Source organism: Streptomyces tailanensis (genome assembly GCF_008386495.1).
Lineage (GTDB): Bacteria > Actinomycetota > Actinomycetes > Streptomycetales > Streptomycetaceae > Streptomyces > Streptomyces tailanensis.
Genome location: NZ_VTHJ01000023.1, coordinates 1 through 25,515 on the forward strand (window position 1 = coordinate 1; position 25,515 = coordinate 25,515).

Sequence of the window (25,515 nt, forward strand, 5' to 3'; positions counted from 1 at the left end):
GGCCGCCTCACCGCAGGCCAACTCTAGCCACACCAAGCCCAGTTACACCGCTCGCTTTACAGACCCGCTGGCGTCCCATCAACACCTCCGAGATCGAGGTGTTGCGACGACCGGTTGAATCCGCCCTGCGACCCGGCGTCCGAGTGATGGATCAACTCGCCTGGCTGGACGGAATGTTGGTCCCGGTCGCGTTGCCAGACGGCCATCTCGAGAGCGTCCAGGACGAAGACGGTCTCCTTCACCGTGGCCGCCGACCAGCCGACGATCCTGCGGGAGAAGGTGTCCACGACGAACGCGACGTAGACGGTGGCGGACCACGTCTTCACATGGGTGAAGTCCGCCACCCAGCACCGGTTCGGAGCATCGGCGATGAAGTCGCGGTCGACCAGGTCACAGGCTCGCTCAGCCTGCCCGCCGGGGATCGTGGTGATGACGCGCTTGCCGCGGACGGCGCCGGTGATGCCGAGCTCGCGCATGAGGCGCTCGACGGTGCAGCGGGCCACGGCATGTCCCTGCCGGTTCAGCTCGCGCCAGATCTTCCGGGCCCCGTAGACGCGGTAGTTGGACGCGTAGATTTCCTGGATCCGCTCCTTGAGTTCCTCATCGCGCACGGAACGGGCGGAGGGAGTTTCGAGGCGTTTCTTGTGGGCGTAGTACGTGGAAGGGGCGATCTTGCAGTCGTGCTCGGTGAGCGTCCTGCAGATCGGCTCGACGCCGCCGAAGCGGTCCCGGTGCTCGTCGATGAACGCTACGAGCGTGTGTGTGGCCGGTCGAGCTCGGCCGCGAAGAAACTCGCCGCGGCCTTCAGGATCTCGTTGGCCCGCTTGAGTTCGGCGTTCTCCTTCTTCAACGCCTTGATCTGGGCGGACTCCTGCGTCGTCGTCCCCGGACGCGTCCCGGCGTCGATCTCGTGCTGCTTCACCCAGTTCCGCAGCGTCTCGCGGGAGCCGATGTCCAGCTTCTCCGCAACCGCCTGCAGGGCGGCCGTCTCGGTGGGGTAGTCGTCGCGCACCTCGGCGACCATGCGCACCGCACGACGGCGGAGCTCAAGCGGGTAACGGGAAGGTCGTGCCATGACTCGATCCTGAACGGAAAATTCACGTTCTTTGGGGCAGGCGGGAGTGTCCGGACGGCGTCGGCCGGACGGAGAGGGTGGGCTGCTGGGAGAGCTGGTGGTTAGCCCGCAGGGGCGAGGGTGACGTGGTGTCCCAGTGCGGTCAGTTGGCGGACCAGGTCTCGGGTTCGGCGGGCCGGGTCGATCAGACGCTGGTGGTGGTCGGGACCGAGGTCGTTGTACTCGGTGTCAGGGTCGTTGATGAGGTGCCAGACGATGACCAGGATCGAGCGGGCGACGGCGACCAGGGCTTTCTTGTGGCCGCGGCGCTTGACGATTCTTCGGTAGCGAGCGCCCAGGAAGGTATTGGTACGGGAGGCGGCCATGGCCGCCTCGCCGAGGGCGCCCTTGAGCCAGGGGTTGCCTTTCCCGGTGCGGCCGGGGGCCTGCTTGGTGCCGGACTGGACGGTGCGTGGACACAGTTTCGCCCAGGATGCCAGGCGATCCGAGGTCGGGAAGATCCGCATATCCGGGCCCAGTTCGGCGAGCAGGATCTGTGCGGTGGTCGGGCCGACCCCGGGTATGGCATCCAGCCGCTGCACCAGACCCGGTCCCTGCCGGTCCCTGCCACCGTCGGGGCCTGGCAGGTCCTCGATCGCGGTGGTGATTCGGGCGGACAGCTTGTCGATCTGGGCGGTCAGGTGGTCGATGCTGTCCAGCAGGGTGCGGCACAGGAAGGCGTGGTGCTCTTCGAACTGGCCGGTCAGTGCCAGAGCGAGGGCGTCCTTCTTCGTGGTCATCCGGCCCTTGGCCAGCTGGGCCAGCGTCCGTGGGTCGCGCTCTCCGGCGATCATCGCTTCCATCATGGCCCGTCCCGAGACGCCGAAGATATCGGTAGCCACGGTGGATAGCTTGACCTGAGCATCCTCCAGGAGCTTCTCGACGCGTTGCTTGTGCCGGCTCCGCTCCTCCATCAGTACGGTGCGGGTGCGGGTCAGGTCCCGCAGCTGCCGAACGGGTTTCGGCGGGACGAACGAGGGCCGCAGCATGCCGCGTTCGGCGAGTTTGGCGAGCCAGACCGCGTCCAGCTTGTCGGTCTTGGGCCGGCCGGGCACGTTCTTCACGTCTCGGGCATTGACGAGCCAGCACTCCAGGCCCCGGGCCTCCAAGAGGAAGAAGAACACCTTCCAGTACGAGCCGGTTGCCTCCATCACCACCCGTGTGACGCCCTGGCACAGCAGCCGATCACCCAGTTCGAGAACCGCGTTCGTGGTCGCGGCGACATTCCAGACCTCCTGGACGCGGCGGCCTTCCCGGCTCCGGTGCGGCAAACGCATGCACACCATCCCCGACGCCTTCGCCACATCGATCGCGGCGATCCGCTCCACCCGTCCCTCGGCCGCACCGATCTCTTCCGGTTCCACATCCACCCCTTCGCAGCGAGCCCGGCAGACGGCAGCCGCCCGGGAGCGGGAGGGGAATGCGGGAGTCTGAACGGCGTGCTCGACGGCAACAGTGCACGGCCCCTCAGGCCAGCTCCGGCATCAGACTTTCACGCGGGCTCACAGGCCCAAGTATCGGCCGACGTCGACGGACGGCTGCCGCACCCAATTTTCACGCCCCCGCCGATCCTGCTGGCCAAATGTCGTGTCCTGGGGTTTGGGGATGCTGTTGGCACCGTGGTGGTCGGTTTTGTCGTCCCTGGCCACCAGGGGTGGGGTTATGTCGTTGCGGCCGGAAGAGTGGCCCGAGGTTCCCAAGACGACTGCGAAGGTCGCGCGGGCAGCGGCGGGACGCGGGGCACCGCCGTTGGCGATGCGGGTGCGGGACGAGTTGGGCGGGCTCTTCGCGGATGCGGAGTTCGCCGAGGCGTTCGGACGCCGGGGCCGGCGGGGAGGGTCGCCGGGACGTCTGGCGATGGTGACCGTGCTGCAGATGGCGGAGAACCTGACCGACCGCGCCGCCGTTCAGCGAGTCAGGTTCGATCTGTCGTGGAAGTACTGCCTGGGCCTGGAGCTGGAGGACGTCGGCTTCGACGCCTCGGTGCTCTCGGAGTTCCGCACCCGGGTGGCCGGCCACGGCCTGGAGGAACGGGTGCTGGATCTGCTGCTGGCGGCGCTGAAAGAGAAGGGCCTGGTCAAGGCCGGAGGCAGGCAGCGCACTGACTCCACTCATGTGCTGGCGGCGGTGCGGGAGCTGAACCGGCTGGAGCTGGCCGGGGAGACCGTGCGGGCCGCGCTGGAGGCCCTGTCCGCCGCGGCCCCGCACTGGGTGGCACAGGTGCTGGAGGTCGGCGAGTGGAACCGGCGTTACGGGCGGCGGATCGACGCGTACTGGCGTCCGCCCGGCTCCCAGGCCCAGCGCGACCAGCTCGCTGTGGACTACGGCCGTGACGCGGTGGCTCTGCTGCGGGCGGTCTACCACCCGGACGCGCCGGTCTGGCTGCGGGAGCTGCCCGCGGTCCAGGTGCTGCGGCAGATCACCGTGCAGAACTACCGGATCACCACCGACAGCCATGGGCGGGAGGTGGTCAAGCAGCGGGAGGCGGACAAGGACGGTCTCCCGCCCGGCAGAATCCGCCTGACCTCGCCCTATGACCTCGATGCCCGCTACGGCACCAAGGAAGATCTGCACTGGACCGGGTACAAGCTGCACATCAGCGAGGTCTGCCAGCCGCCCCGGCCTGACGACGAGGCTCCGCGGCCCGGTCGGCGGGCACGTCCTCCCATCCCGAACGTGATCACGCATGTCGCGACCACGGAGGCGACCGTGCCCGACGTGAAACTCGTCGAGCCCGTCCATCAGGCCCTCGCCGGCCGGGACCTGCTGCCCGCCGAGCACTATCTGGACTCGGGCTACGCGAGTGCCGAACTCATTGTCGGTGCCCGAGCCGCCTTCGGTATCGCCCTCATCACACCACTGCTGACGGGAACGTCCCGCCAGTACCGGGAGAACGCCGGCTACCAGCGCGAAGCCTTCGCCATCGACTGGGACGCACGCCAGGCCACCTGCCCCCAGGGCGCCACCAGCCGGTTCTGGAGCCCGGCCAAACAGAAGGGCCGCGACGTGATCGTGGTCCGCTTCGACCAGGCCGACTGCGGCCCCTGCCCCTTCAGAGCAGCATGCACCAACGCCACCCGCTGGGGCCGCCAACTCACCCTGCGGCCACGGCCGCTGCACGAACTCATCCACGCCAACCACACCGCCCAGGAGGATCGGGAGTGGCAGGCGAAGTACGCCCTGCGGGCCGGCGTCGAGGGCACGATCCGCCAGGCCATAGCGGTCACCGGCAGCCGTCGCGCCCGCTATCGGGGCCTCGCGAAGACCCACCTCGAACACGTCTATTCCGCCGTCGCCCTCAACCTGATCCGCCTCGACGCCTGGTGGAGCGGCCAGCCCCTCGACCACACCCGCACCAGCCACCTCGCGCGCCTCGACCCCACCCTTGCGGCATGACCTCACATCTGGCCAGCAGGATCCGCAAGGCGTCACCGCAGGGATATGGGGACTTTCACGAAATCGAGTCTCCATTCGAACCGGGGCGGTTCACTCGGCATGGTGCTGACGTGGGCCGAAGCCACCCAGGCCGATCACCTCCTGTGCCCGCGCCTGACCACCTACTGCGACGCGGTCAGGCAGCCAAGGACCCCAAGGACACTGACAGAGGAGCTCTCCCAGTTCTTCACGACCGGCAACCAGCGGGGAGGCCGCCTCGTGATCCGGCACCGGATCGCACGCTACGCCGTACGACTCGGTGCCGCGTGCGACTCTGCCAGCCTCGCCCTCCCGTAGAGCTCGGGCATCGTCAAGGGCCACGTCAACCGCAAGACCATCAAGCGACAGAGGTACAGCCGAGCCTCGTTCCGCCTCCTCCGCACCCTGTTCCTTCTCCGATCATGACCCGGGGGGGACCAAGATGGTGGTGACGTGGTGGGCGACGAAGTCGTGCAGGTCGGCGGCGATCGCCAGGCACTCCTCCCGGCGGGTCTCGCTGACGGCGACGGTGCGGCGGTAGTCGAGGGAGCACAGGTAGGCCGCAAGGCCGGCCACCAGACCGATGAGGACCAGGCCGCCGACCATGGAGCCGAGGGTGCCGCCGTCCTTGAGCAATGCGAGTAGCGGACCGGCGTGAGCAGCAGGGCGACGCCCTTCAGCGTGCCGCACACCACGGCCCACAGCGGCCTGCAGTGCCGTACGGCGATGAAGAGCAGGGACAGCAGTATCGCGATCTCGCCCGGCCGTACAGGGCCTGCGGCCCGGCGAGCAGCGTGCCCACCGAGTAGAGCAGGGAGAACAACGCCGGTACGGCGGTGCGCAGTTGGGGGTGAGCCAGGCGGGGTGCCGCTCGGCCGGCCACAGGACGGCGACGAGTCCGACCCAGGAGCAGCACGACCGTCGTCCGTACGTTCTCGCCGGCTTTGGCCACGTTCACGACGTCGGCCACCACCGCCTGACACAGATGGGCGGCGAGGGCGCCCAGAGGATCGGGCTGGCGCCGTTCAACATCCGGGACGCCGGCGACCTCAGCATCGGCCGCCGCCTCAGCCCCGCACGGCCCAGTTGCGCTGGCCCTGAGGAATTAGCAGGTCAGCGGGCCTAGGACGCCAACAAGCCAAGCCCATCGCGCGTCAGGCCAAGCGCTCCGCTCAGTGCCAACTATCCCGCTTTTATGCCAACTAAAAAGCCTCGTCACAACCGGCTAACGCCGGACCCGGGGCATGCCGAGGCCTATCCACGAGATGATCTCGCGTTGGATCTCGTTGTTGCCGCCACCGAAGGTGAAGATGACGGCGGAGCGGTAGCCGCGTTCCAGTTCGCCGTGGAGGGCGGTGCCCGCGGAGCCTTCTTTCAGGGCGCCGGCGGTGGCGACGATCTCCATGAGCCAGGCGTAGGCGTCGCGGCGGGCCTCGGAGCCGTAGACCTTGACGGCGGAGGCGTCCTGGGGGGTGAGGGTGCCGTCCTGGACGGCGCTGACCATGCGCCAGTTGAGGAGTTTGAGGGCGTCGAGTTTCGTGTGGGTCTGGGCGAGGCGGCGGCGTACCCACGGGAGGTCGATGACGCGGCGGCCGTCGGCGAGCTTGGTCTCCATGGCCCAGCGCTGGACGTTGTGCAGGGAGCGGATGGCCATGGTGCCGTGGGCGGCGAGGGTGACGCGTTCGTGGTTGAGCTGGTTGGTGATCAGCCGCCAGCCCTTGTTCTCCTCGCCGACGCGACGGGAGACGGGGACACGGATGTTCTCGTAGTAGCTGGCGGTGGTGTCGTGCGAGGCGAGGGTGTTGATGAGGGTGCAGGAGTAGCCGGGGTCGGTGGTCGGGACGAGGAGCATGGTGATGCCTTTGTGGGGCGGGGCGTCGGGGTCGGTGCGGGTCGCGAGCCACACCCAGTCCGCCGTGTCGCCGTTGGTCGTCCAGATCTTCTGGCCGTTGACGACGTACGAGTCGCCGTCACGCACCGCGCGGGTCTTCAGCGAGGCCAGGTCCGTGCCCGCGTCGGGCTCGCTGTAGCCGATCGCGAAGTCGATCTCGCCGGAGAGGATGCGTGGCAGGAAGTACGACTTCTGCTCCTCGGTGCCGAACTGCATGATCGTCGGGCCGACCGTGTTGAGCGCCATCAGGGGCAGCGGGACGCCCGCCTGGGCGGCCTCGTCGAAGAAGATGAACTGCTCGATGGCGGTGAGACCGCGTCCGCCGTACTCCTTTGGCCACCCGACGCCCAGCCAGCCGTCCGTGCCGAGGCGGCGGATGGTCTCGCGGTAGAAGCGCTTCTGCGCCGCCGGGTCGGCGTGGCGGGTGTGGGCACCCGTTGGTACCAACTCGGCGAAGCAGACGCGCAGTTCGGTGCGCAACCGCTGCTGCTCGGGTGTGTATTCGAGGTGCACGGCGCCTCCAGGCTCCCCAGGGCGGACCTGACGGCGCACACGCTAGAACGCGTTCCAGTAATTGGGAATACATTCATGGGGACACATTCAGCCGAGGACGGCGAGGAATTCCGTGCAGGCCCGGGCGCAGTCGCGGCAGGCCTTGGCGCTTTCCTCCGCGTCGGGTTGTTCGTCGAAGACGTGCGCGCACTCCAGGCAGACGGTTCGGCACCACTCCACCTGGACGCGGATACCGGCTTCGTCGAGGAGGGCCTGCTCGGACAGCACACGGCAGGTGGCGTCGCACACCTCCGCGCACATGATGCCCTTGCGTCGCATGCGTTCCTGGTCTTCGGGCCCGTCCGGGTCGGCGAGGCTCGCCCGCAGGGCACACGCACGCGCGCACTCGGTGCACGCCTGCGCACATGCGAAGCGGTCCTCCAGGAAGCGGACGAGTTCCTGTTGTTCCTGTTGGGATGTCGTCGTCGAGGTCACCACGGGCGGGTAGCCGGAGGGGGCTCCATCAAACGCGGCACCGATGCCGCAGCCGCGCGGACGCCCGGGTTTCGACGGGTTCGACGGGTTCGCCGGGTTCGCCGGTTCCGTTTTCGGCGCGACGAGAGCGGGCACCCGTGCATACCTCGACGATTCACTCCACCATTTGGGGGTATTTATCCGATATGAGCATGGAATGGGCTATTTTCGTAGCAGAGCGCAGTGTGCTGGGTGGTATCGCGCCGTTCATAGCCGGTGTGGCGGTCGTGGCGATGCTTGTCGGCGCCGTCTGGCTGGACACACGCCGGCGCGCCCGCGCCCCGCGCCGTCCGCTCCCCGAGGAGCAGCCCCATCTGCCGGAGGGGGGCCCGGTCCATGAGGAGCTGGAGAACCGCGAACCGGACGAGATACCCAAGAGCGACCTCCGGCTGCTGCCCTACCAGGTGCACGGAAACCTGGGTTCCCGGCCGAGCCCGGAGAAGAAGCGGCCCCGCTGGAGCAAGGGCGGCAGCGGCTCCTTCGGCAGCGGCGGCCTCGGCGCCCACTGACCCGGACAGGCCCAGCGCCTTACAGACACACCCCTGAGTGATTACCCAATGTGATCAACCCTGCGGTGTGCGTACCCATGAGGGAGGGAGACCGATGGCAGAGCGCAGCACACTGCCCCTGCCCGACTACGACCATCTGCCGCTCGGGGGTCTGGAGGGCCGCGTGCGCGCACTCACCGCCGAGGAGTTGGAGGAGTTGCTGGCGTACGAGCGTGCCCACGCCGATCGGCTGGCGGTGACGCAGCTGCTGACGGCCCGCCTGGACCAGTTGCACGCGGGGGCCGAACCGACCTCCGGGGACCCCGGCGCCGTACGGCCCGAGCAGCGCAGCAGCAGTTCCGGTTCGCCGGTGTCGCCGACGACGTCGCCACAGCCGATGAGCCCGCCGCCGCACGGGACCCCGGATCAGCGGGGCAAACCGAAGGGCGACCGCACCTGAGATCTCCCTCCGGGCCCCACACCCACAGGACCGTCAGGAGTCCACGTCCAGCGACAACCCCGTGTAGTTCTCGGCCAGTTCGGCGGCCGCGTGCGTGGAGGTGGCGACGCGGTCGAGCTGGGAGAGCTGGAGCTTGGTCTCGAACGAGGACTGCTCCGGGTCCGCGTGGAGGGTCGTGGTCATGAAGTAGGAGAAGTGCTCGGCCCGCCATACCCGGCGCAGACAGGTGTCGGAGTAGGCGTCGAGCAGCTCGGTCGAGCCGGTCTCCTTGAGCTGGGCGAAGGCGCGGGCCAGCACGATGACGTCGGTGGCGGCCAGATTGAGCCCCTTGGCGCCGGTGGGCGGCACGATGTGGGCGGCGTCGCCGGCCAGGAACAGGCGGCCGTACCGCATCGGCTCGGTGACGTGGCTGCGCATCGGCAGCACGGACTTGGCGGTGACGGGCCCGCGCTTGAGCCGCCAGCCGGGGTTGGCGGTGACGGCGAAGCGGGCGTCCAGCTCGTCCCAGATCCGCTCGTCGGACCAGTCGGCCGGGTCGGTGCCGTTCGGAACCTGGAGGTAGAGGCGGCTCACGGACGGCGACCGCATGCTCGCCAGCGCGAAGCCGTGCTCGGAGTGGGCGTAGATCAGCTCGTCGTAGACGGGCGGGGCGTCGGCGAGGATGCCCAGCCAGGAGTAGGGGTATGTCCGCTCGTACGTCGTGCGCACTCCGTCGGGGACGGCGTCGCGGGCCACGCCGTGGAAGCCGTCGCAGCCGACCACGTAGTCGCAGGTCAGGGTCTGCTCGCGGCCCTCGTGGGTGTAGCGGATCACCGGGCGGTCGGTGTCCGCGCCCTCCACCGCGTGCACCTCGGCCTCGAACAGCAGGGGTCCGCCGTCGGCGAGCTGAAGGGCGATGAGGTCCTTGACGACCTCGGTCTGGGCGTAGACCCACACCCGGCGCCCGCCGGTCAGGGAGGGGAAGTCGACGCGATGGGCGCGCCCGTCGAAGCGCAGCTCGATACCGTCGTGAGGCATACCCTCGGCGTCCAGCCGAGCGCCGGCGCCGGCGGAGCGCAGGACGTCGACGGTGGCCTGTTCCAGGATTCCGGCGCGCTGCCGCTGCTCGACGTACGCGCGGTCCTTGCGTTCCAGAACCACGCTGTCGATTCCCGCGTTGTACAGCAGGCGGGCCAGCAGCAGACCGGCGGGGCCGCCGCCGATGATGCCGACGGTGGTGTGCATGAGTACTCCCTCGTCGTTGAGGACGAGCCGCGTCCCGTCCCCGGGCGCCGACCTTGTTCGTCGTGTCGTCTTGTTCGTCAGGTGAAATTCACTTCACTAAGTTGTACGAACGAGTCTGCGCCCGGTCCGCCCGCCTGTCAACGGTCACACCCCCCTAAAGGGTCAGTTCAGGAAGTGGAAGCTCGGCCTCGGGTGCATCAGGAAGTCGTGGTGCGAGATGTTCCACGCGTAGGCGCCCGCGAGGGAGAAGGCCACGCGGTCCCCGGCCCGCAGCCCCGGTGCGTGAACGTTCCGGGCGAGGAGGTCCTTCGGGGTACACAGTTGTCCGGTGAGGCTGACGCGCTCCCCGCCGGCCGCCGGGCGCGGCCACGGGTGGGGCCACTCCCCCGCCGCCAGCACGGAACAGGGCTGGTCGTGCCCCTTGGTCGCCGGGGTGCGCAGATGGTGGGTGCCGCCCCGGACCACCGCGAACTCCTCGCCGTGGCTGTGCTTCACGTCCAGCACCTCGGTGGCGTACCAGCCGCAGTACGCGGTCAGTGCCCGTCCGGGTTCGATACGGAGCGTCAGTTCCGGGTGATCATCGGCGAGTTGGGCCATTCCCTCACCGTACGCCCGCCAGTCGAAGCGGCTGTCGGGGTCGGCGTAGTCCACGGCCATGCCGCCTCCGACGTTCACCTCGGCGAGGGGGACGCCCAGGCCGGTCACCCAGTCCACGATCGAGCGAGCGACGGCCAACTGCTCGGGGGCATCGAGGCCGCTCGCCAAGTGGGCGTGGATTCCGAGCAGTTCGAGGTGGGGGCACGTCCCGTCCGTGAGAAGACGGATGACGTCCGGGGCCTGGGTCGGGTCCAGGCCAAACGGGGTGGGGCGGCCGCCCATCGCGAGGGAACTGCCCGCCAGCGAGCCGTCCGCCACGGCGAGGTTGAAGCGGAGCAGTACGCCGACCCGCGTGTCCGGCGCCACCTCGCGGGCCAGTTCGGCGAGCATGCGCAGGTCGTGCTCGCTCTCCACGTGGAAGCGCTCCACCCCCTGCTCCAGGGCGGCCCGGATCTCGTCCGGGGTCTTGCCGGGCCCGCCGAAGGCCAGCGGGCGGCCCGGTACCGCCTTGGCGACATGGGCGAGTTCGCCGCCGGACGACACCTCGTAGCCGTCGGCATACGGGCCGAGCGCGGCGAGGATCTCCGGCTCCGGGTTGGCCTTGGCGGCGTAGTACAGCTCGACCCGCTCGGGCAGGACGGACCGTACGTATGCGGCGTGCTCGCGAAGGGCCGCCAAGTCGTAGACGTACGCGGGGAGTTCGGTGCGTGGCAGGGACAGGACGCGGTCGCGTACGGCGGGGGTGGGGTCGGTCATCGTGCGCTCCTGGCTCATCGGGTGCCCCAGCGGAGGATGTCCTCCGCGAGAGGCGAGGGCAGGCGGACGTAGCCGGCCTCACGGTCGGCCTTGCGGTCCCAGCGGGTGAGGAGGTTGGCCTTCGCGGGCAGGGGGACCCCGGCGAGCAGGGCGGCGAGGCGGGGCGGGCAGCCCTCCTCGTCGGCGTACGTCCGGATGACCGCGCGGACCTCCGCCCACAGGTCGGCCTCGGTCTCGGGGTGCAGATCGGCGAGGGCCGCGAGCAGCTCGGCGACGTGGTTGACGAGCAGGCAGTACACGACCCGGTCCCAGCCGCGCCGGGCGTCGTACGACATCGGCCCCGCGACCTCGGGCGGGAGCGCGGCGAGGGTGTCGCCGTGGTGGTCGGGGACGAGCTTGGTGCCCTCCAGGTCGCGGAAGAGGACCTGGGCGGGCATGCCGTCGGAGTCGACGCAGATGAGGACGTTCTGGAGGTGGGGTTCGAGGACGAGGCCGTGGTCGAAGTAGGCGGAGAGGACGGGCGGGACGAGGAGGCGCAGATACGCCTTCCACCAGGCCAGGGCGGCCTCGGGCCCGGCTCCGTCGAGGAGGCGGGAGATGTGGGCGGCGCTGGTCGGGTACTCGTCGGCGACGGCGGCCGCGAGCAGCGGGGTCGTGCCGGGCAGCAGTCGTCGGGAGAGGCCCTCGCGGAGGATCACTCCGAAGCCTTCGAAAAGTGAGCGGTCGGGGGTGCCGTCGGGGCCGGGGACGGCGAGGCTGCGGTAGGCGGGTTCGCGGAGCATCGCGCTGCAGGGGAAGCGGGTCTCCAGGTCGGCGAGGGCCGGGGCGAGGACGCGGGTGAGGGCGACGGCGCCGGAGAGTTCGTAACTGGCGTTCTTACGCAGGCAGTTGGTGATACGGACGTTGAGGCTGAACTTCAGGAAGGCGTCGCCGTCGAAGAGGGTGCGGACGGAGGCGGTGGCGGCGTACTCCCGGCCGCCGGGGCCGAGGTCGAGGATGTCGCCGCGGCCGAGGGCCTCGCGCAGCAGCCGGTGCTCGCGCAGCATCTCGTACTGCCAGGGGTGTGCGGGCAGCAGGCGGTAGCCCTCGGGGACGTCGCCGCGTTCCCCGTCGAGGACGGCGGTGGCGCCGGGCTCGGCGCTCTCCTCGGCGATCAGGTGCTCGCGCACGGCGAGATAGCGCAGCGCGAAGGAGGCGGCGGCCTCAGGGGCGTACGACTGCCAGGCGGCCGCGTCGCCGGTGCGGGCCTTGGGGGTGGGGTGGAAGCGGTGGCCGAACAGCAGGGACTGCTCGGAGGCGAGATAGTCGGGGTGGTCGGGCAGGCCCTCGGCGCCGCTCTCGCGGGTGGCGAGCGCGGTGGCGAGGGTGCGGTGGCTGGAGTCGATCTGGTCCAGGAACTCGTCGTTGCTCACCCCGGTGCGCAGCGAGAGTTCGTCGCGGGTGTACTCGGCGAGGCGGCGCCAGTCGACTTCCGTCCAGCCCGTGTCGGACTGCTCCCGCACCGGGCCGGTGAAGCGGTGGGCGCCCAGCAGGGACGTACGGCGCAGGGCGACGCGGAGGAGAAGGCCGCGGCGGGGCAGGCGGAGCAGCAGGTGGCCGTCGATGACGGCGGTCTGACGTTCGGGGCCGGAGACCTCGCGCAGCAGGCAGTTGAGGAGGGTGTGGGCCACCGCGTCGTCTGCGGTGGGGAGCTGGGTGGTACCGAGCGTGTCGGTGAGCGGGGGCATTCAGTGGCTCCAGCGGGTACGCGGTTGTGGGGGTAGGAGGGTCGCGAAGGTGGTGAGGGCGGCTATGCCGCCGCCTATGAGCACGGGTGCGGTGGACCCGAAGCGGGCGCTGCCCACGGCGGCGGTCACTCCGGCGGCGACGGCGCCGGCCTTGGAGAAGAACTCCAGCGAGCCGAACATCCCGCCGGGAGCGCGGCCCCGGGCGCACTCGGCGGCCATGACCGACAGGCCCACCATGCCGAGCGTGAGGCCCGCGCCGAGCAGCAGCCGTACGGCGATCAGTGCGGGCAGGGTGCCGGCGACGCCGTGCCCGGCCAGGCCGAGGGCTATCAGGGCGAAGCCGAGGGCCATGCCCTGCCGGGGGCGGGTGCGTATCACGCGGTGCACGGCCATCGCCGAGACCAGGTAGCAGAGGTGGGGCAGGGCGAACAGCAGGCCCGAGAGGGCGGCCGAGGCGTTCGGGAGGCGCTCTTCGACGAGGGATATCAGGTAGGGGAAGGAGATGACCGTGGAGAACACGAAGGCGAACTCCAGCGCGTAGAGCCTGTGCAGCGCCGTCGCCGGGGCGATGTCGGTGGTCTCCGCCTCCTGTTCCCGCTCCGCCATGGCGGTCTCGCCCGGTTCGGGCAGGGCGGCCAGGAGCAGGGCGGCGGCGAGCGGGAGCAGGGCGAGGAGGGCGTACTGGCGGTGCGGTGACATCCAGGGCGACAGCGCGCCGACCACGATCGGGGCGAACACCAGCGCGGCCCGTGCGCTGCCCTGCATGAGGGTCAGGGCCTTCGACAGGTGCGCGCCTTCCAGGGCGGCGCCCAGGTAGCCGTTGGAGGCGGCGAACGTGCCGCCGAGGATGCCCTGGAGCACCAGCGCCACCGTGAACATGGTGAGTGAGTCCGCCCACCCGGCGAGCAGGAAGGAGACGGCGAGGCCCAACTGGGCCCGCAGCAGCAGCCGTTTTCGTCCGAAGCGGTCGGCGAGCCGCCCCCACAGGGGTGCCGCGATCGCGCTGAACACGGTGGGCACCACATACAGCACCCCCGCCCAGCGGGCCGTGCGGTCGTCCAGCTCGGGGAGTATCTCGGTGAAGAACGGCGGCAGTCCCAGCGCGGCGAACGACGCCACGAAGTAGCAGGCGGCCACGGCGTGCACCTGGCGCTGGCCGAAGGCGGGGCGCGACATCGGAAGCGCTTCGGCGGTCATGCCGAACCACCGCCCGCGAGCAGGTAGTTGGGCCCGGTGGTGTAGTGCTTGTTGATGTCGGCGGCGCCCGATCTCTCCTTGCTGAGCAGGGTCCCGGCGGTCACCATCGCCTTCACCGGCAGTTCGGGCGCGTGCAGCACGCGTCGGCGCAGTACGGCCGCCGCGTCGCCGCCGAGCCGGTCGACGGCCTCGGTGAGCCGGGTCCGTACGAGGTCCAGCAGCGCCGGGAGCGGGGCGCGGCCGTGTCGGGCGAGGCCGAACGCGTAGGCGCCGGCGCACAGATGGAGGGTGATGGTGGTGAACACATCGGCCACGGCGCGGTCGTCCGGCCCGAAGGTCCGCGCGTCGTCGAAGCCCCAGGTTCCCCCACCTGCGCCGAGTCTGGCTACCAGGCGGGCGGTGTTGATACGCGGCCCGTCGTTGTCCTTCAGCAGCAGGCGCAGGTCGCCCGGCTCGGTGCCGAAGACCAGGGAGACGTTCTGCTGGTGCGACTCCAGCGCTATGCCGTAGCCGAAGAGCGTCGTCTGCCAGTCGAAGAGGAGAGTGAGCACCGCGTCCAGCAAGGCGGTCGCGTCGCCGCCGTGGAAGCGGTCGGCGAGGTGCTCGACGACCAGTCCGCCGCCGGGGGCCTCGGCGAGGAGGGCGGCCATGGGGACGATGACCGAGTCGTCGAGGCCGGCCGGGTAGCGGCGGCAGAGCACGGCGAGCAGTTCATGTCCGGCGTGGGCGTACACGGTCTCGTCGGCGTGCAGGACGGTGTCCTTGAAGCGGGGCTCGCGGTCGATCACCGCTTGCAGCAGCCGCTGTCCGGCCGCGCCGTCGACGAGGGTGCCGGGTTTGATCGAGCGCTTGTTGCGCAGGCCCAGCGTGGCTGTCGCCAGGGGCAGTTTGAGGTGCAGCGAGGGGGCGGCGGCCGGGGCGACCGTACGCATCGAGAGGGTGGGTACGACGTCTAGGTACGCCCAGTCGGCGAGCACGGCGCGGTCCGCGAGTCCCGTCTCCCGGAGTGCCGCGTCGAGCGGCTCGCCGACGGTCAACGGGTGGACGGGCAGGGCGACATGGGTGTGGTCGAGGTCCGCGAGGCCGAGCGCGGAGGGGGTGGGCCAGCCGTCCGGCAGGTGTCCGGCGACGGTGACCGACTCGCGGGGCAGGGCGAGCCACTGGAGTGCGAAGCTCGGGTGGAACTCCGGGGCGTAGTCCCGCAGTTGGTGCTCGCCGAGACCCGAGCGGCCGCGCGCGGTCGGGTAGACCGGGTGGTCGAGGCGCGCGGCGAGGGTCTCGTATGCCAGGCCGCCGCGCAGGCCCGTCCAGTCGGCGAGGTCGGTGCCGTAGAGCGCGGTGAGCCCGTCCGCCACGTCCCGCCCCGTCGCGTCGTGCAGCCGCATCGTCGCGAGGGTCTGGCGGCACTCCTCGGTGAAGGCGGCGAAGCCGTCGCGGTCGGCCGGGTCGGCCAGCGCGCGCAGGGCGGCGAGGACGGTGTCGCAGGTCGTGAGGTGGATGCCGTCCGACTCCCGTACCAGCGACGGCAGTCGGGCCGCGTACGCGGACTGGAAGCCGTCCTCGGTGACGGGCAGCAGCAGGGCGTCGTCACCCTCTGTGGGCAGGCGCAGCCAGGGGCCGTCCGGGCGTTCGACGAGCGTGCTGCGGCTGCGGAGCCCGACGACGTCCTCCCGGAGCAGGGCGCCGAGCACCCGGGTGAGGAGTTCGGCTTCGGCGGTGTCTACGGAGGCAACGGTGGTCACGGCTGGATCTCCCAGCGCTGTGCGGCGAGGAAGTCGGCGACCACCCGGTCGACGGTCTCCTGGCCGGTGCCGGTCGCGCGGAGTACGCCCAGGTAGTCGCGGTTGGTCTGGTACAGCTCGTGGAGTTCACCGACTTGGCGGAGCGGACGGTACGTCAGATGTACGCCGTGCACGGTGAGTTCGGTCGACTCGGGGGCCGCTACGAGCGTTCCGGCGCGGTCGGCGCACGGGTACTCCAGGCGGGCCGCTCCGTCGCGCCGGAACTCCAGGTCCGCGGGGAGTGCCTCGCCGAGGTGGGTGCGCAGGATGTGCTCGAAGAGCGGGAGGTCGAGGAGCTGGGCGAGCAGCAGGTCGCACTGGTCGCCGATGGCACGGTAGTTGACCTCGATGATGCGCGCCCGGCCTTCGTGCACGACGAACTCGGTGTGGCAGGCGCCGAAGCCGACGCCCAGCACGTCGAGTTGAGCGAGGATCTGGGCGACGACCGGCTCGGGGTGGGCCGGGACGAACGTCAGCCGCTCCTCGATGAAGTAGGGCGGCGGGGACAGCTCGGTGTGGAAGCCGCCGAGGACGTGCCGGACGCGGCCGTCGCCGAGGGTCTCCAGGGTGTACAGCTCGCCGGGCAGATACTCCTCGACGACCAGGGTGACGCCGGGGCGGCGGGCCAGGATCTCCTTGCCGCGCGCCACGAGGTCCCCGGCGGTGTCGACCAGCACGACGTCCTCGCTGGCCACGCCCTCGCGGGGCTTGACGACACAGGGGTAGGGCGCGTCGCGGACGGCCGGGCCGGTGAGGTCGGCCGGGCCGGTGACCTCGGCGGACCAGACGGTGTCGACGCCGGCGGCGGCCAGATGGCGGCGCATCTCGCCCTTGTCCTTGGTGCGCAGGGTGGCCCGCCAGTCCTTGCCGGGGAGCCCGAAGTACTGGGCGGCGAGGGCGGCCTGGGTCTGGAGGTGGTCGCTGTTGGTGAAGACCGCGTCGGGCCGGTGATGGGTGGAGATCCGGGTGACGACGGCGCGGAAGTCGCGTACGTCGCACTCCAGGATCTCGATGTCCGGATACCGCGTGTACGTGGTGCGGTGGACGTCGGGCTGGTCGGTGAGGACGGTGACGTCGAGGCCGAGCCGGGCGGCGGCGGGCAGGAAGCCCTCGGTGACGGAGTCGGTGGGGTTCAGGGCGAGCAGGTACAGGCGCATGGGGGTGGTGGGCGGCTTCCGTTGGTAGGTGGGGGGGGTCGGCGGTGCGGGCCGCTCTCGTGGTGGGGCCCGCCCCGGGTCCTGCGAGGGGTTGCTGCTTGGTGCTGAAGAGGGGTTACTGCTTGGGCAGCTCGACGCCGGTGGCCTTGGCCACGTCGGCGAGCATCTCCTCGGCCGCCTGGACGCCGATGCCGGACATCCAGGTCTCGTCCGGGACCTCGAAGACCTTGTCGCCCTTGACGGCGGGCAGGTCCTTCCAGACCGGGTTGGAGGTGACCTGCTTCTGCTGGGTCTTGTCCGGGGTGTCGGCGGTGGTGACGAAGATCAGGTCGGCGTCGGCCTGGTCGATCTCCTCGGGGCTGACGTCCTTCATGGTCACGGCCGGGTCGTCGGAGACCTGGGACTTCGGGCGCTCGAAGCCGATGTCGTCGAGCACGACACCGCTGTAGGAGTTGGAGGCGTACAGGCGGGTCGGGCCGGCGACGAAGCGGACCACGGAGACGGTCGGCATGGCGCCGTCCTTCTTCTCGATGGCCTCACCGAGCGCCTGAGCCTGCGTCTCGTACTCCTTCAGCTTGGCCTCGGCCTCGTCCTCCAGGCCCAGCGCCTCGGCGTGGACCTTGAGGTTCTCCTTCCACACACCGCCGGTGGTCTCGGTGAAGACGGTCGGGGCGATGGCGCTGAGCTTGTCGTAGACCTTCTCGTGGCGGACCTTGGAGGAGAGGATCAGGTCGGGCTTGAGGGAGGCGATCTTCTCCAGGTTCGGCTCCAGGAGTGGGCCGACGTCCGTGGTGTTCTTGAGGTCGGCCTCCAGGTACGTCGGGAAGCCGCCCTCGGTCTTGAAGTGCGGGGCGACGGCGCCGACCGGGTCGACGCCGAGGAGGGTGACGTCGTCCAGTTCGCCGGTATCGAGGACGACAACCTTCTTCGGCTGGGACGGGATCTTGACGTCGCCCATCACTGTTTTGAGGGTGCGCGGGAAGGCGGCGCTGTCGGCGCCGGCCTGGGTGGTGTCGGTCATCGTGGTGGAGTCGTCGTTGCCGCAGGCGGCCAGGACGCCCGTACCGAGCACGACGGCGAGCAGCGCGGCGGCGGGCCGGCCGGTTCCGCGCAGGGGGGATCGCTTGAGCATGGGGGGTGGTCCTTCTCGTCGGTAGACGGGTGTACGGGATGAACCGGCTGTACCTGGATCCCAGGGACGTACCGGATGTGTGGGGTGAGCGGTCAGGCGGACGCGGCCGCGGTGGTGTGCCGTGCCGCGGTGCCTTTCGGGACGACCAGCGGTGTGCCGGTCTCAGGGTCGGGGATGACCCGGCATTCCACGTCGAACACGGACCTGACGAGGTCCGCGTCGAGCACCTCGCCCGGCGCGCCGGCGGCGGCGAGGCGACCGTCCTTGAGCACGACCATGTGGTCGGCGTAACGGGCGGCCTGTCCGAGGTCGTGCAGCACCATCACCACGGTGCGGCCGGCCTCGGCGTGCAGGGCGGCGACAAGGTCGAGGACGTCGAGCTGGTGCCGCAGATCGAGGAAGGTGGTCGGTTCGTCGAGCAGGAGCAGCTCGGTGTCCTGCGCCAACGCCAGGGCTATCCAGGCGCGTTGGCGCTGGCCGCCGGAGAGCCGGTCGACGGGCTGGTCCCGCAGCGCCGCCGTGCCGGTCCGCTCCAGCGCCTCGTCGACGGCCCGCTGGTCGGCGGCCGACCAAGGGCTCAGCAGCCGCTGGTGGGGATACCGGCCGAGCCGTACGAGCGCCTCGACAGTGACCGCCTCCGGGGTGACCGGCTGCTGCGGCAGCAGGCCCATCCGCAGCGCCAGCGCCCGGGCGGGCATGCGGTGGATATCGGCGCCGTCGAGGGTGACCGTGCCGGCGGCGGGCGCGAGCAGTCGGCTCAGTCCCCTCAACAGGGTCGACTTCCCACAGGCGTTGGGGCCGACGATGGCCGTGACGGCACCGCCGGGGAGCGTCAGGTCGAGTCCGCCGACCACGAGTCGCTCGCCGTAGCGCAGGTCGAGGCCCTGCGTGGAGAGCTGGTTGGTGGTGGTCATGCGGGGCTCCTGGGGGCGAGCGGGGGGCGGTACGAGGCGGCGGGGGACGGCGGGGGTCTTCGGGTGCGGGTGGGTGGGGGCTGGTCGCGCCGACACACCCGCTGACGGCCGTTCCTGTCGGGCCTCTCCCATCCGCTCATGCCCCGCTCCCCCGCACCGGCTTGCTCTGCCGGAACATCAGGACCAGCAGCCAGGGCGCGCCAAGGGTGGCGGTGGCGGCGCCGACCGGGAGGCCCTCGATCGGCAGCAGGTGTTGGACGACCAGGTCGGAGGCGAGCAGCAGGACGGCTCCGGTGAGGGCGGCCAGGGCGAGGGTCGCGGCGGTGGGCGGGCCGGTGAGGAAGCGGACGATGTGCGGTACGGCGAGCGCGACGAAGGTGACGGGACCGGCTAGGGCGGCCGCCAGCGAGGCCAACGCGACGGCCACGAGCAGGAGTTGGAGACGGGCGGCGGAGGTGTTGAGGCCGAGGGCGCCCGCCGGGTCGTCGCCCAGGTCGAGCACGGCCAGGCGGCGGTTGGTGACCAGGGCGGCGGCGAGGGCGAGTACCACGGCCGCGGCCGCGCCCCACACCTCGGTCCACGTCCGCCCGTACACCGACCCGGTGGTCCACTGGAGCGCCGAGCCGGCGAGCTCGGCCGGGAAGCGCACGATCATCAGGTTCACCGCGGCGGCGAGGCCCGCCTGGACGGCGAGGCCGGTGAGGACGAGCCGGGTGACGGCGAGCCCGGAGCGCCAGGCGAACACGCCGAGCAGCAGGGCGGCCAGCAGACCGCCCGCCAACGCGCCGACGGGGATGAGGAGTTGGGAGGCGCCCGCCGCCAGCAGCGCGACCGCGCCGAGCGATGCCCCGCCGGTCACGCCCATCACGTCCGGGGACGCCAGGGGGTTGCGGAAGAGCCGCTGCAGGACGGATCCCGCCGCCCCGAGACCCGCCCCGGCGACAATGGCGGCGACGGCACGCGGCGCGCGGAACTCCTGCACCACCAGCACATCACCCGGGTCGCCGAGCCCGACGAGCGCGCGGAGCGCGACGGACGCGGGCGTGCTCATCTCCCCGGTGGAGACGGAGACCGTGAGCAAGACCAGAAGGACGAGGAGGCCGGTCGTGCCGTAGGCGAGGAGGCGGCCGCGGCCGGGCGTGCGGCGCGCGTCCCGTCGTACGACCGCCTTGTACGTCAGCGTCATCGGGCGACCTTCCGGGCGAGCAGGGCCAGCAGCGGGGCGCCCAGGAAGGCGGTGACGATGCCGACTTCGAGTTCCGCGGGGCGGATGACGAGGCGGCCGAGGACGTCGGCGGTGAGCAGGAGCAGGGGCCCGGCGATCAGGCAGCCGGGGACGAGCAGTCGGTGGTCGCCGCCGAGCAGCGGGCGTACGAGGTGCGGGGCGGCGAGTCCGATGAAGGCGACGGGGCCGGCCACGGCCACCGCGGAACCGGCGAGCAGGACGACCGCGATGCCGCCGGCCAGCCGGATACGGGCGACCGGGACACCGAGCGCCTGGGCCGAATCGTCGCCGAGGGCCAGGGCGTTGAGGGCGGGCGCGACGGCCAGCGCGAGCAGCAGGCCGAGGACCAGGGTCGGCAGCACCGGCCACAGGGTGTCGAGTGGGCGTCCGGCGAGGGATCCGGCCAGCCAGAAGCGCGCCTCGTCGAGGGTGCGTTGGCTGGCCAGCATGACCGCCGACGTCCAGGACAGCAGGACGAGTTGGAGGACCGTGCCGCCGAGGGCGAGCCGAACCGGGTCGATGTCTCCGGCCCGTTGCGCGAGCGCCTGGGCGAAGACGGCGGCAGCGGCGGCTCCGGCGAAGGCGAACCACACGTACTCGACGGGGTCGGTGAGCCGGAGGGCGAAGATGGCGACGACGACCGCGAAACCGGCGCCCGCGTTGATCCCGAGGGTGGTCGGTGAGGCGAGCGGGTTGCGGGTGATGCCCTGGGCCACGGCTCCGGCGACCCCGAGCGCGGCACCGACGGCGAGGCCGATGACCGTACGCGGCACCCGAAGCCCCGTCACCACCAGTGCGTCACGCCCCTGTCCGTGCCCCAACAGCGCGTCGAGCACGGTGGACAGCGGTACGGAGCGGGCACCGAGGGCGAGGCTCAGCGCGGCACACAGCCCCAGGGCGGCGATGCCGCCGAGGAACAGGGGCAGGTACCGGAAGGCACGCAGGGGTACGCCGGACGGCGCGGCCCGTTCGGTCGCAGTCACGAAACGTGAGCTTAGGTTAGGCATGCTTTATCTATCAACAGCTGTGAGATCACTGTGATACACACCGCCCTTGATCAACTCGTAAGTAACTTGGCTGGTCAGTAGAGCAACACGCCGATCCACACCCCGCTTGGTCATCGGCACACGATCTTGCAGCTAAGGTAAGCCTTACTTTCCTGCATCGCCAAACGCCCTCACGCTCTGGAGTTGCCGATGATCGCGGCACCCCTGATGACCGCCCGAGCCGGCTCCGCCACGCATGTCCCCGGCCTCCTCACCGCCGCCTACCGCCGTCTGGACGCGGCGTGCGAGGCGCTGGCCGTGCAAGTCGTGGAACCCGGCCGAGAATCCGCGCCGTCACTCCAAATCACCAACGACAGAGTTGCGTTGACGGATGGTCAGGAAAGCATCGAGGCCTTCATTGAGGCCGAGACCGCCCGCATCCAGGACCGCTACGACCACACCGCGCCCCGGCATGTCGCGGCCTCCCGGGCCCTGCACGACTACGCGTGGTCGGTCGGCCTGCTGATGAGCGGCGTCTGGTACCTGGAGCGGCGTGTGCCGCGCATCGCCCCCGAGGACATACGCGTCGACCTCGCGTCGGGCACGTACGAAATCACCCCTGGCACCGACCTCGCCTGCCTGGCCGACGACCCGGTGGCAACGCTGCCGGGTACGCGCCCGGTGGCCCAACTGGAGGGTCTGCGAGCCGAGTTGAGGCTCGCCGTCGCGGACCACATGACGCCGGTGCTGGACGCGTTCGGCCCGTACGTCCGGCGGGGCTCGCGGGCGCTGTGGGGCATGGTCTCCGACGACCTGGTCTCCGGCCTCTGGTACCTGGGCCGCATGCGCGGCGAGGAGGCGGCCGGCGTACGGGCGGCCACGGAGGTGCTGCCCTCCGCCCGGGCGCCCTTCCCCGGCGGCGCCGACTTCCGTTCCCTGCGCACGGCCGACGGCCACGAGCACCCGACACGTACGCGCATCGGGTGCTGCCTCTACTACACGATCCGCCCGGGCGAGGCATGCTCCACCTGCCCTCGCACGTGCGACGCGGAGCGGTTGCGACGGCTGGAGGGCTGAGCGAGCGCTGCGCCGCCGCGTACACCTATGACGCCTGCGTCTGCCCCGCGAAGGGCGATTGCCAAGGCAGGACGTGGAAGTCGCCCGTTCCGCTCTTGACCTGCTCGAACGGCGCGGCGCTCACACAGGTGGGCAGGTCCTTGGTGCCCTCCGGACTGCCCACGGTGGCCCAGCTGTAGCCCAGCCGATCGTGTCTGCCCCCGTCGTGGACGGAGAAGCCGACCCGATTGCCCAGGGCCTTCGGCAGATCGGTCTGGGTGATGACTCCGGTGGCGATCGCCCCCTTGCCGCCGGTGAGCAGGCAGTCGATCCGGCCTTCCGCCCAGTGGCCCTTGCCGTCGCCGCAGTAGCGGCTGAAGCGGAAGGTGCCGGTGGCCTGCCGCGGATCCATCCGGTGCTCGGCGGCCAGGTGCGCGTCGAAGGTGAAGGTGATGTCCTCCGCGGTCGGCCGGTAGAGCTTGGCGGATCCGGTCAGGGCGGCCGCTTCCTGCGGCGCCGACCGGCCCGCCCGCGCACCGGAGACGGCGGCGGCCGAACGTTCCGACGCCGCAGCCGAGTTGGTGACCGTGGAACCGGAGACCGCGGCGGCGATCAGCACGGCAGCCGCGGCGGCGGCACGAAATCGGGTGGAGGCCGGCGCACCACGGAGCATGACGGGACCCTTCGCCGTGGACGATGCCCGGGCTTCCCGGGCGTCTTCACACTCCCGCAGAACGACGAGTCGTCACATCCGCCGCGGTCCCCCCTGCCGGTCCGCCGCGAGGGGCACATGCGCGCCCCGCCGTACGCTTCGAGGCGTAGGGGCGGGGCCTGCGCGTGCTCCAGGACGCGCAGGCCGCCTCGGTGAGGAAGACGCCCTTGTCAGTCGTGCGGGGCCTGACCGCTCACCCGGTGGTCCGCGTGGCTGAGCGCCTCGATGACCAGACGCCGGAGATGGCCGTCGCTGAGGCTGTAGTGGATGTGGCGGCCCTCCCGGCGGGTGTCCACGAGCCCGGCCAGCCGCAGCTTCGCCAGGTGTTGACTGACGGCGGTCCGGGAGGCCTCGCAGCGCTCGGCGAGGGAGCCGACGTCGGACTCGCCCTGCGCGAGGAGCCACAGCAGATGCAGCCGGGTGACGTCGGAGAGCATCGCGAACACCCCGGTCGCCTCGGTGAGCCGCGCCCTGTCGGGGGCACTCAGATGCGCACCGGGTGCAGGTGAGACAGCGTGGCGTTCAGGCATAGGGCCAGCCTAGAGCCTGCACCCCTCCAACCAAACCGTCATGTGCGCAGATGCGCACATGACGGTTACACTCGTTCGTATGCTCGCCGTTCTGCGTCACCGCGTCTACCGGCGTCTCTTCGCCGCCCAGGTCATCGCCCTGGTCGGGACCGGGCTCGCGACCGTCGCGCTCGGGCTGTTGGCGTATGACCTCGCGGGGTCCGACGCCGGGTCGGTGCTCGGGACCGCTCTCGCGATCAAGATGGTGGCGTATGTGGCGATCGCGCCGGTCGTGGGCGCGGTCGCCGATCGGCTGCCGCGGCGGGGGCTCATGGTGTCGGCGGATCTGGTCCGCGCCGGGGTGGCCGTGTTCCTGCCGTTCGTCGACCAGGTCTGGCAGGTGTACGTCCTGGTCTTCCTGCTCCAGTCCGCCTCGGCCGCGTTCACGCCCACGTTCCAGGCCGTCATCCCCGATGTGCTGCCCGAGGAGCGCGCGTACACGCGGGCGCTGTCGATGTCACGGCTCGCGTACGACCTGGAGAGCCTGTTCTCGCCCGTGCTCGCGGCCGCGCTGTTGTCCGTCGCCGGCTACAACTGGCTGTTCACCGGCACTGTGTTCGGTTTCGTCGCCTCGGCCGCGCTGGTGGTGTCCACCGCCCTGCCCGAGCGGGCCGCCCGCACCGTGCCGGGCACCGGCCGCCGCACCGGCACGGGGACCCGGCTCTTCCTCGCCGTCCCCCGGCTCCGCGCCCTGCTCGCGCTCGACCTCGCGGTCGCTGCGGCCGGTGCGATGGTGACCGTCAACTCCGTCGTCTACGTCCGTGACGTGCTGGGGTTGTCGGAGGGCGCCCTGCCGCTGGCGCTCGGCGCGTACGGGGCCGGGTCGATGGTGGTGGCCCTGGTCCTGCCGCGGGTCCTGGACAAGGTGCCGGACCGGGCGGTGATGCTGCCGGGCGCGCTGGCGCTGGCCGTCGTCTTCGCCGGGCTCGGGGTCGTCACGGCCGTCCCGGGCGGAGGCTGGCGTGTGCCCGCGCTGCTCGCTCTCTGGGCCGCGTTCGGTGCCGCGTGCTCGGCGGTGCTCACGCCGACCGGCCGGCTCATCCGGCGCTCGGTTCCGCCCGGGGAGCGTACGGCCGCGTTCGCCGCCCAGTTCTCCCTGTCACACGGCTGCTGGCTGCTGACGTACCCCCTGGCCGGCTGGCTCGGGGCGGCGGCCGGGCTCGACTGGGCGGTACTCGCCCTGGGTTCGATCGCCCTGTCCGCCGCCCTGCTGGCCGTACGGCTGTGGCCGCGGCCGCCCGCGACCCACGTGCACGCGGACCTGCCGCAGGGCCACCCTCATCTGGCGGGCGCCCTGCGCGTACCGACGGGCTGGCGGCACAGCCACGGCCCGCTCGCGGACGGTCTGCACGCCCCCTTGTAGGCCGAGAGTTGTGCACCCGCCCCGGGGATCAGACGCTGAGCGCCGCCCGTACGGTCCCCTCCGCCCCGGTGCCGCCCTCGCCGGAGGAGGTTACCCGGCCCGCTTCGAGGACGTAGTAGTGCTGGGCCGCTCGCATGGCGAAGCCGACGTGTTGTTCGACGAGGAGGACGGAGAGGCCGCCGCGGCGGGTCAGGGCGAGGATCGTCTCCTCGATCTCGGCCACCACGGAGGGCTGGATGCCCTCGGTCGGTTCGTCGAGGAGGAGGAGTTTCGGGCGGGTGATCAGGGCGCGGGCGAGGGCGAGTTGCTGGCGCTGGCCGCCGGAGAGCAGACCGGCGCGGCGGCCGGACAGCTCGCGCAGAACGGGGAACAGGTCCAGGGCCTCGGCGACGGCCGCCTTGCCGTCGGGGCGGCCGTCGGCGACGAGTTGCAGGTTCTCGGCGGTGGTGAGGTGCGGGAACGACTGCTGGCCCTGCGGGACGTACGCCATACCGCGCGCCACCCGCTGGTTCGGGGCCAGGCCTGTGATGTCCTCACCGTTCAGCAGGACCGTCCCGCTCCTCGGCTTGAGCAGGCCCATGGCGGCCCGCAGGAGGGTGCTCTTGCCGGCGCCGTTGTGACCGAGGACGGTCGCCACGCCGTCCTTCGGGACGGTGACGGTGACGCCGTGCAGCACGGTGGTGCGGTCGTAGCCGGCCTGGACGGAGTTGATCTCCAGCATGGGTG

25 protein-coding genes are annotated in these 25,515 nt (G+C 71.1%); 6 read left to right on the forward strand and 19 right to left on the reverse strand.

Annotation, left to right across the window (positions count from 1 at the left end):
• Positions 1-56: 56 nt before the first annotated feature.
• From F3T56_RS46260 to F3T56_RS20100, 3 genes are all read right to left on the reverse strand, one after another.
• Entirely contained in the window at positions 57-743 is a 687-nt protein-coding gene (locus tag F3T56_RS46260; protein ID WP_246203724.1) for an IS3 family transposase, read from the reverse strand.
• Positions 744-748: 5 nt separating this feature from the next.
• Positions 749-1,075, reverse strand: a complete 327-nt coding sequence (locus F3T56_RS20095) for a transposase (RefSeq protein ID WP_149826576.1) — start codon at positions 1,073-1,075, stop codon at positions 749-751.
• Positions 1,076-1,176: 101 nt separating this feature from the next.
• The gene (locus F3T56_RS20100) at positions 1,177-2,478 is read right to left on the reverse strand and encodes an IS110 family RNA-guided transposase (RefSeq protein WP_246203716.1); all 1,302 of its coding nucleotides are present in this window, start codon (positions 2,476-2,478) and stop codon (positions 1,177-1,179) included.
• Between the two features lie 298 nt (positions 2,479-2,776).
• Between F3T56_RS20100 and F3T56_RS20105 the strand changes: the two genes are divergently transcribed.
• Together F3T56_RS20105 and F3T56_RS20110 are read left to right on the forward strand one after the other, a co-directional pair.
• Positions 2,777-4,510: an IS1182 family transposase gene (locus tag F3T56_RS20105; protein ID WP_149826578.1), complete on the forward strand. Its 1,734-nt coding sequence runs from the start codon at positions 2,777-2,779 to the stop codon at positions 4,508-4,510.
• 99 nt (positions 4,511-4,609) lie between these two features.
• Positions 4,610-4,846 (forward strand): hypothetical protein, encoded by a 237-nt coding sequence (locus tag F3T56_RS20110; RefSeq protein ID WP_149826579.1) that lies wholly within the window; start codon positions 4,610-4,612, stop codon positions 4,844-4,846.
• Between the two features lie 102 nt (positions 4,847-4,948).
• Here the strand turns inward: F3T56_RS20110 and F3T56_RS20115 are convergent, their stop codons facing one another.
• From F3T56_RS20115 to F3T56_RS20125, 3 genes are all read right to left on the reverse strand, one after another.
• On the reverse strand, positions 4,949-5,164 hold the full coding sequence (locus F3T56_RS20115; RefSeq protein ID WP_149826580.1) for a hypothetical protein: 216 nt from the start codon (positions 5,162-5,164) through the stop codon (positions 4,949-4,951).
• A gap of 589 nt (positions 5,165-5,753) precedes the next feature.
• Entirely contained in the window at positions 5,754-6,932 is a 1,179-nt protein-coding gene (locus F3T56_RS20120) for an acyl-CoA dehydrogenase family protein (RefSeq protein ID WP_149826581.1), read from the reverse strand.
• 87 nt (positions 6,933-7,019) lie between these two features.
• A complete protein-coding gene (locus F3T56_RS20125) occupies positions 7,020-7,406 on the reverse strand; it encodes a four-helix bundle copper-binding protein (protein ID WP_149826664.1) in 387 nt (128 codons plus the stop codon).
• A 185-nt stretch (positions 7,407-7,591) separates the two neighbouring features.
• On the opposite strand from F3T56_RS20125, the gene F3T56_RS20130 reads away from it, so the two are divergent.
• Together F3T56_RS20130 and F3T56_RS20135 are read left to right on the forward strand one after the other, a co-directional pair.
• Positions 7,592-7,954 carry a DUF6479 family protein gene (locus F3T56_RS20130; protein WP_149826582.1) on the forward strand — a complete coding sequence of 121 codons (363 nt, stop codon included), beginning with the start codon at positions 7,592-7,594 and terminating at the stop codon, positions 7,952-7,954.
• A 94-nt stretch (positions 7,955-8,048) separates the two neighbouring features.
• Positions 8,049-8,393, forward strand: coding sequence for a DUF8129 domain-containing protein (locus F3T56_RS20135; RefSeq protein WP_149826583.1), 345 nt, complete (start codon positions 8,049-8,051; stop codon positions 8,391-8,393).
• A 33-nt stretch (positions 8,394-8,426) separates the two neighbouring features.
• On the opposite strand, the gene F3T56_RS20140 is transcribed toward F3T56_RS20135, so the two are convergent.
• The 10 genes from F3T56_RS20140 to F3T56_RS20185 form a co-directional block, all read right to left on the reverse strand.
• Positions 8,427-9,617 carry a 4-hydroxybenzoate 3-monooxygenase gene (locus tag F3T56_RS20140; protein ID WP_149826584.1) on the reverse strand — a complete coding sequence of 397 codons (1,191 nt, stop codon included), beginning with the start codon at positions 9,615-9,617 and terminating at the stop codon, positions 8,427-8,429.
• A gap of 162 nt (positions 9,618-9,779) precedes the next feature.
• On the reverse strand, positions 9,780-10,970 hold the full coding sequence (locus F3T56_RS20145) for a type III PLP-dependent enzyme (protein WP_172639040.1): 1,191 nt from the start codon (positions 10,968-10,970) through the stop codon (positions 9,780-9,782).
• A gap of 14 nt (positions 10,971-10,984) precedes the next feature.
• Entirely contained in the window at positions 10,985-12,697 is a 1,713-nt protein-coding gene (locus F3T56_RS20150) for an IucA/IucC family protein (RefSeq protein ID WP_149826586.1), read from the reverse strand.
• Positions 12,698-13,894, reverse strand: coding sequence for an MFS transporter (locus F3T56_RS20155; RefSeq protein WP_149826587.1), 1,197 nt, complete (start codon positions 13,892-13,894; stop codon positions 12,698-12,700).
• Positions 13,891-15,636 carry an IucA/IucC family protein gene (locus F3T56_RS20160; RefSeq protein ID WP_172639041.1) on the reverse strand — a complete coding sequence of 582 codons (1,746 nt, stop codon included), beginning with the start codon at positions 15,634-15,636 and terminating at the stop codon, positions 13,891-13,893. Before F3T56_RS20160 ends, F3T56_RS20155 begins: the two co-directional genes overlap by 4 nt.
• Positions 15,633-16,832: an ATP-grasp domain-containing protein gene (locus F3T56_RS20165; RefSeq protein WP_149826589.1), complete on the reverse strand. Its 1,200-nt coding sequence runs from the start codon at positions 16,830-16,832 to the stop codon at positions 15,633-15,635. Before F3T56_RS20165 ends, F3T56_RS20160 begins: the two co-directional genes overlap by 4 nt.
• Before the next feature lie 115 nt (positions 16,833-16,947).
• Entirely contained in the window at positions 16,948-17,964 is a 1,017-nt protein-coding gene (locus F3T56_RS20170) for an ABC transporter substrate-binding protein (protein ID WP_149826590.1), read from the reverse strand.
• 92 nt (positions 17,965-18,056) lie between these two features.
• Positions 18,057-18,878 (reverse strand): ABC transporter ATP-binding protein, encoded by an 822-nt coding sequence (locus tag F3T56_RS20175; RefSeq protein ID WP_149826591.1) that lies wholly within the window; start codon positions 18,876-18,878, stop codon positions 18,057-18,059.
• 136 nt (positions 18,879-19,014) lie between these two features.
• Positions 19,015-20,064, reverse strand: a complete 1,050-nt coding sequence (locus F3T56_RS20180; RefSeq protein ID WP_149826592.1) for an iron chelate uptake ABC transporter family permease subunit — start codon at positions 20,062-20,064, stop codon at positions 19,015-19,017.
• A complete protein-coding gene (locus tag F3T56_RS20185) occupies positions 20,061-21,029 on the reverse strand; it encodes a FecCD family ABC transporter permease (RefSeq protein WP_172639046.1) in 969 nt (322 codons plus the stop codon). Before F3T56_RS20185 ends, F3T56_RS20180 begins: the two co-directional genes overlap by 4 nt.
• Before the next feature lie 270 nt (positions 21,030-21,299).
• On the opposite strand from F3T56_RS20185, the gene F3T56_RS20190 reads away from it, so the two are divergent.
• Positions 21,300-22,166, forward strand: a complete 867-nt coding sequence (locus tag F3T56_RS20190) for a (2Fe-2S)-binding protein (protein ID WP_172639042.1) — start codon at positions 21,300-21,302, stop codon at positions 22,164-22,166.
• Between the two features lie 25 nt (positions 22,167-22,191).
• On the opposite strand, the gene F3T56_RS20195 is transcribed toward F3T56_RS20190, so the two are convergent.
• Entirely contained in the window at positions 22,192-22,818 is a 627-nt protein-coding gene (locus F3T56_RS20195; protein ID WP_149826593.1) for a hypothetical protein, read from the reverse strand.
• A gap of 209 nt (positions 22,819-23,027) precedes the next feature.
• Positions 23,028-23,387: an ArsR/SmtB family transcription factor gene (locus F3T56_RS20200; protein ID WP_149826594.1), complete on the reverse strand. Its 360-nt coding sequence runs from the start codon at positions 23,385-23,387 to the stop codon at positions 23,028-23,030.
• Between the two features lie 79 nt (positions 23,388-23,466).
• Between F3T56_RS20200 and F3T56_RS20205 the strand changes: the two genes are divergently transcribed.
• Positions 23,467-24,789, forward strand: a complete 1,323-nt coding sequence (locus F3T56_RS20205; protein WP_149826595.1) for an MFS transporter — start codon at positions 23,467-23,469, stop codon at positions 24,787-24,789.
• Positions 24,790-24,817: 28 nt separating this feature from the next.
• Here the strand turns inward: F3T56_RS20205 and urtE are convergent, their stop codons facing one another.
• Positions 24,818-25,510, reverse strand: a complete 693-nt coding sequence (gene urtE / locus F3T56_RS20210) for an urea ABC transporter ATP-binding subunit UrtE (RefSeq protein WP_149826667.1) — start codon at positions 25,508-25,510, stop codon at positions 24,818-24,820.
• Between the last annotated feature and the right edge of the window lie 5 nt (positions 25,511-25,515).

What these genes read in the sequence shown, in the direction of transcription:
- F3T56_RS20150 (WP_149826586.1), bottom strand. Translation starts at nt 12,697, where the DNA reads ATGCCCCCGCTCACCGACACGCTCGGTACCACCCAGCTCCCCACCGCA.
- F3T56_RS20140 (WP_149826584.1), bottom strand. Translation starts at nt 9,617, where the DNA reads ATGCACACCACCGTCGGCATCATCGGCGGCGGCCCCGCCGGTCTGCTG.
- F3T56_RS20165 (WP_149826589.1), bottom strand. Translation starts at nt 16,832, where the DNA reads ATGCGCCTGTACCTGCTCGCCCTGAACCCCACCGACTCCGTCACCGAG.
- F3T56_RS20175 (WP_149826591.1), bottom strand. Translation starts at nt 18,878, where the DNA reads ATGACCACCACCAACCAGCTCTCCACGCAGGGCCTCGACCTGCGCTAC.
- F3T56_RS20180 (WP_149826592.1), bottom strand. Translation starts at nt 20,064, where the DNA reads ATGACGCTGACGTACAAGGCGGTCGTACGACGGGACGCGCGCCGCACG.
- urtE (WP_149826667.1), bottom strand. Translation starts at nt 25,510, where the DNA reads ATGCTGGAGATCAACTCCGTCCAGGCCGGCTACGACCGCACCACCGTG.
- F3T56_RS20155 (WP_149826587.1), bottom strand. Translation starts at nt 13,894, where the DNA reads ATGACCGCCGAAGCGCTTCCGATGTCGCGCCCCGCCTTCGGCCAGCGC.
- F3T56_RS20205 (WP_149826595.1), top strand. Translation starts at nt 23,467, where the DNA reads ATGCTCGCCGTTCTGCGTCACCGCGTCTACCGGCGTCTCTTCGCCGCC.
- F3T56_RS20110 (WP_149826579.1), top strand. Translation starts at nt 4,610, where the DNA reads ATGGTGCTGACGTGGGCCGAAGCCACCCAGGCCGATCACCTCCTGTGC.
- F3T56_RS20190 (WP_172639042.1), top strand. Translation starts at nt 21,300, where the DNA reads ATGATCGCGGCACCCCTGATGACCGCCCGAGCCGGCTCCGCCACGCAT.
- F3T56_RS20135 (WP_149826583.1), top strand. Translation starts at nt 8,049, where the DNA reads ATGGCAGAGCGCAGCACACTGCCCCTGCCCGACTACGACCATCTGCCG.
- F3T56_RS20170 (WP_149826590.1), bottom strand. Translation starts at nt 17,964, where the DNA reads ATGCTCAAGCGATCCCCCCTGCGCGGAACCGGCCGGCCCGCCGCCGCG.
- F3T56_RS20105 (WP_149826578.1), top strand. Translation starts at nt 2,777, where the DNA reads ATGTCGTTGCGGCCGGAAGAGTGGCCCGAGGTTCCCAAGACGACTGCG.
- F3T56_RS20145 (WP_172639040.1), bottom strand. Translation starts at nt 10,970, where the DNA reads ATGACCGACCCCACCCCCGCCGTACGCGACCGCGTCCTGTCCCTGCCA.
- F3T56_RS20095 (WP_149826576.1), bottom strand. Translation starts at nt 1,075, where the DNA reads ATGGCACGACCTTCCCGTTACCCGCTTGAGCTCCGCCGTCGTGCGGTG.
- F3T56_RS20200 (WP_149826594.1), bottom strand. Translation starts at nt 23,387, where the DNA reads ATGCCTGAACGCCACGCTGTCTCACCTGCACCCGGTGCGCATCTGAGT.
- F3T56_RS20195 (WP_149826593.1), bottom strand. Translation starts at nt 22,818, where the DNA reads ATGCTCCGTGGTGCGCCGGCCTCCACCCGATTTCGTGCCGCCGCCGCG.
- F3T56_RS20130 (WP_149826582.1), top strand. Translation starts at nt 7,592, where the DNA reads ATGAGCATGGAATGGGCTATTTTCGTAGCAGAGCGCAGTGTGCTGGGT.